The organism is Bradyrhizobium hipponense, assembly GCF_008123965.1.
In the GTDB taxonomy this organism is placed as follows: Bacteria; Pseudomonadota; Alphaproteobacteria; order Rhizobiales; family Xanthobacteraceae; genus Bradyrhizobium; species Bradyrhizobium hipponense.
Genome location: NZ_VSTH01000200.1, coordinates 1 through 3,712, shown reverse-complemented (window position 1 = coordinate 3,712; position 3,712 = coordinate 1). Strand labels below are relative to the sequence as shown.

General features: G+C 59.7%; 3 protein-coding genes and 1 pseudogene. All 4 read left to right on the top strand.

All coding sequences use genetic code 11. The features are described 5' to 3' along the window. Nucleotides 1–970, top strand: a 970-nt coding sequence (locus FXV83_RS39590; RefSeq protein ID WP_148745473.1) for a tyrosine-type recombinase/integrase, incomplete at its 5' end; no start/stop codon positions are given. A gap of 159 nt (nt 971–1,129) precedes the next feature. Continuing rightward, complete coding sequence (locus FXV83_RS39585) at nt 1,130–2,773, top strand: tetratricopeptide repeat protein (protein WP_148745471.1); 1,644 nt, start codon at nt 1,130–1,132, stop codon at nt 2,771–2,773. A gap of 99 nt (nt 2,774–2,872) precedes the next feature. After that, nucleotides 2,873–2,998 (top strand): annotated as a pseudogene (locus FXV83_RS44630) (SOS response-associated peptidase); the annotation flags it as partial. Nucleotides 2,999–3,182: 184 nt separating this feature from the next. Continuing rightward, nucleotides 3,183–3,416 carry a hypothetical protein gene (locus FXV83_RS39580; RefSeq protein WP_148745470.1) on the top strand — a complete coding sequence of 78 codons (234 nt, stop codon included), beginning with the start codon at nt 3,183–3,185 and terminating at the stop codon, nt 3,414–3,416. Nucleotides 3,417–3,712: the final 296 nt, after the last annotated feature.

Sequence of the window (3,712 nt, the reverse complement as noted above, 5' to 3'; positions counted from 1 at the left end):
CGAGCAGGCCCGCACCGAGGTCTATGCCCTGAAAACCCGGATCGGCAACGGCGAGAACATCGCCGAGAGCCTGCGGCAGCAGAAGGCGCACCGGGCAAAACAGGGCAAGACCGTCTCCGAGATCATCGAGGAGCGGATCGAGTGGATGAAGAGCCCGGTCAAGAAGCCGGACGGTGAGATGCGGCCCCGGCTGGAGAGTTGGGAGAACACCGCCAGCCATCTGCGGCGCTTCCTCGGCCCAAAGCTGGGCCGGAAGATCGCAGCCGAGGTCACCCGAGGCGACATTCAGGCGTTGTCGGACGACATCGTGGCGGGTCGGCACGGCGGCAAGCCTTCGGTCAGCAATGCGCGTCACATGCGTAAGGCGGCGTCGGGCATGTTCCGATGGGCATTGCGGCGCGAGTACATCACGGCCAACCCCTGTAGTGATCTGAAGCCGCTCGACCCGGAGCATCCGCGCACCCGCGTGCTGACCGAGGACGAGATCAGGACCTTCTGGCACGGCCTCGACCGGGACGACCTGATGGCGTCTTGGGACCGCAGGACCCGGCTCGCGCTCAAGTTCGAACTGGTCACCATGCTGCGCTCGGCCGAGCTACTCGACGCGCACCGCAACGAACTGATCGACCTCGACGGCGAGCAGCCGCGCCTCGACGTGCCACTGAAGCGGGTCAAGAAGCGGCGCGTCATCCAGCAGCCGCTGTCCGATCTCGCGGTCGAGATCATCCGGGAAGCCTTGAGGGGATCGAATAAGCAATTTGTCTTCGCCTCACCCCTCGGCGATCAGCCGCTGCATCGGAAGGCGATGGCCGACGCGCTGCGCGGCATTAAGCGCAAGGGCAAGGTCACGACACGCGGCATCTGCGATATGCTCGGCCTCAAGCCGTTCACGCCGCACGATCTGCGCCGGACAGCGGATGCAGGAGGTTCTGTAAGACGTTCCCCGCCACCCCCGGGGCCGTTCGGTTGAGGGGCCTCATCTCTCATCCGATGATACAAAATCCGGGGTCTTACTGAATTTCGCCTCGCGGGATGGCGAGCTATATAGGGCTTTGACAATTCAGAGGTTCACCTCCTATCGTCAATGCTGGGTTGAAGTTTTGCATCCGTATATTTGCGGATGTGGGGGTTGGAAGTGCAAGCAATCGAAAAAGTGCGCAGCGTCGCCTCGCAAACACTGGGGCGGCTCAATGCGGTTACCCAAATCGCAGTTATCGTGCTCGCCTGCGTTCTCGTTGGCGGATTGATCTTTTGGCTCTGCAATGAGCTTGTCTACTACTATGTCGCGCGGAGCTACACCGAAGAACTCGCCGACGCTTACGATTTAAATCCCGGAGTCACCCGGACAATTCTCTGGGCCAGCTTTGCGGCCATCGTGGTCCTCGCGGGCTATTTGTTTTCATTTTCGAAGCAGAAGCGCCGAGTCGGTTACGCGGGCCTCCTCGCGCTCGTCATCGGACATTCGCTGCTGCTTGGACGTATTGACGCGAATTTTCGGAAGAACGGTGTGGCCGAGAAATGCTACGTGATGACTCGGACGAGCATTAAAACGCTGAACCGCGTCGGGATTGATTCCGAGACCGGGCGTGAATGCCGCCCTCTTACCCCCCAGATTGCCGAGAAGATCGCGGAATATAGAAATGGCCATCGGCCAAGGCAGATCACATCAAATGATCCGACATTCTTCGATCCGACCACAGGTGAACCGGTTGCTTGGTACTCGAAGGACGATAGCGGCCAGATCGAATTGTTTGACCTGATGGGCTTTCATCCGAAGACAGGTGGGGAACTGGTCCCGATCACGCGGGAGGTCGCAGAGGCATGGAACGCCCAGACTGCAAAGGTAGTTCGGCGCGTACCCGTGCGAGTAGACGATCCTGAGAAGTATGGTTTTTTCGATCCGACGACGGGAGCTACAAAGATTTGGTACTGGCGCAGCGAGAGTGGAGATTATGAGTTTTACGATGGGCCGGGTTTTCATCCTCGATCCGGTGACCAGTTCAAGATCGTTACTCGGGATGTCATCTCGGAATGGCGTCAACAGCAGGAAGCGGTTGCAGCGAGGAAAAAGGCTGAGCAGGAGCAACAGGAGAAAGAGGCACGTGAGCGCGCGCAACGGGAATTTCAGCGCTCGCTAGAAGCCGCCGAGCGCGAGCGTCAGGCAAGAGAAACTGTTGCCGAGGAATTGCGGCAACGGCAGCAAAGCGGAAATGACTGCGACCGACTCGCGGCTAACCCCACCGACGTCAGAAGGACAGGCGAGGGCGTACCTTTCGACGCTTTGAAGCACCAAGCCGATCAGGCCTATGAGGCTTGCAGTAAGGCGGTTGCGACGTTTCCCACAGAACTCCGATATCAATACCAGCTTGGTCGCGCCGCCCAGTTCAAGGACAAGAGGCAAGCATTCGATATTTTTGCGCGGCTGGTCCAAGCAAACTACCCTGCAGCGTTTGACAATCTCGGCGGGATGTACCTCTACGACCGAAAAGATGCGGCAACGGCCATCACCCTGTTCAAGCGTGGCAGCGCGCTGGACGATGCCGACTCGATGGTGAGCCTCGTTGATCTTATCGACAAAGGATTGGTCCCGACTCCTAATCCGGAACAGACCAAGCTGGCCTTGTTACACCGAGCCGCTGAACTCGGGCACGCGGGGGCACAGCGAGGGTACGAACTGGAACTACAAAAGGCCAATCAGGATCGTATAAATCAAGCCAATCAGCAGCAAATGATGCAGTTGTTCGGAGCGTTCGTTCGCGGTGTGGCAAGATAATGTGAGTGCGCGGGGGCAAGGGCTGGGTTGGGCCACCGAAGCCTTCCAAGGCGCAGGGCATGCATGAGACTTGGCGCGGTCCGCCTCGCGGGCAGCTTCTATGGCGCACCGACTATGGTGCCGAATGCTGTGGTCGCTCCGATCCACCCGAAGCCGATGCCGGTGATCCTGACCGATGAGGAGCGCGACGTGTGGATGCGCGCGCCATGGGATGAGGCGAAGGCGTGGGACGAGTCGTAGGACAGTCTGCCTCGATATGCGATGTCGGCTCGAAGTGGAGGACCGTCACGCGAGGGGGCCGGGGGGAAATTTCCGGCGTCGGCCTATCGATGGTCCCTCGGATTTTTTCTGCATTTTTTCCGTGACCCCCATTAAGCTGCACATTGAATCCAACTAAGGGGACAGCCTGATGTCGGAGATCGACCCATATACGCTGGAAGGCCATCTCTCGAAGCTAGTAGAGGACTGCGAGTCCTTGACGATCGTGTTCGGCGTGCAGAATGCATGCACCATGTACCCGCCCTACACCATGGGGAGGGATTTCATCGCTGGGAGCGATCATACGGACCACGCAAAAGCTAGGCCTCTCGTGGCGCCGTTCAACAGCATCCAACAGATCATCTGTCACCCGACCAAGAGCTAGATGATCAAGCCCTGCACATGGCAGGGGCTTTTACGTCGCTACACGCTATTGACCCGGAGCAAAGCTCGACGCGCCGTGATGGGCGCCCCGGGTTTGAGGATTTGGAAACGCCGCCTGCATCGCGTGCCCCGGGCTGAAGCCAGATGCGCCGTGATGCCCGCCACGCGAGTGCGGGCTTGGAAACGCCGCTTGCATGGCGTGCCCCGGGGTCGCGGTAGATACCGAACTGCCGTGGCCCACACCAGCCGCGCCGCCATGTCCCACATTTGCACCGCCGCCATGTCCCGCTCCTGCAC

Excerpts from the sequence above, each read along its gene's own strand:
- FXV83_RS39580 (WP_148745470.1), top strand. The coding sequence starts at position 3,183 with ATGTCGGAGATCGACCCATATACGCTGGAAGGCCATCTCTCGAAGCTA.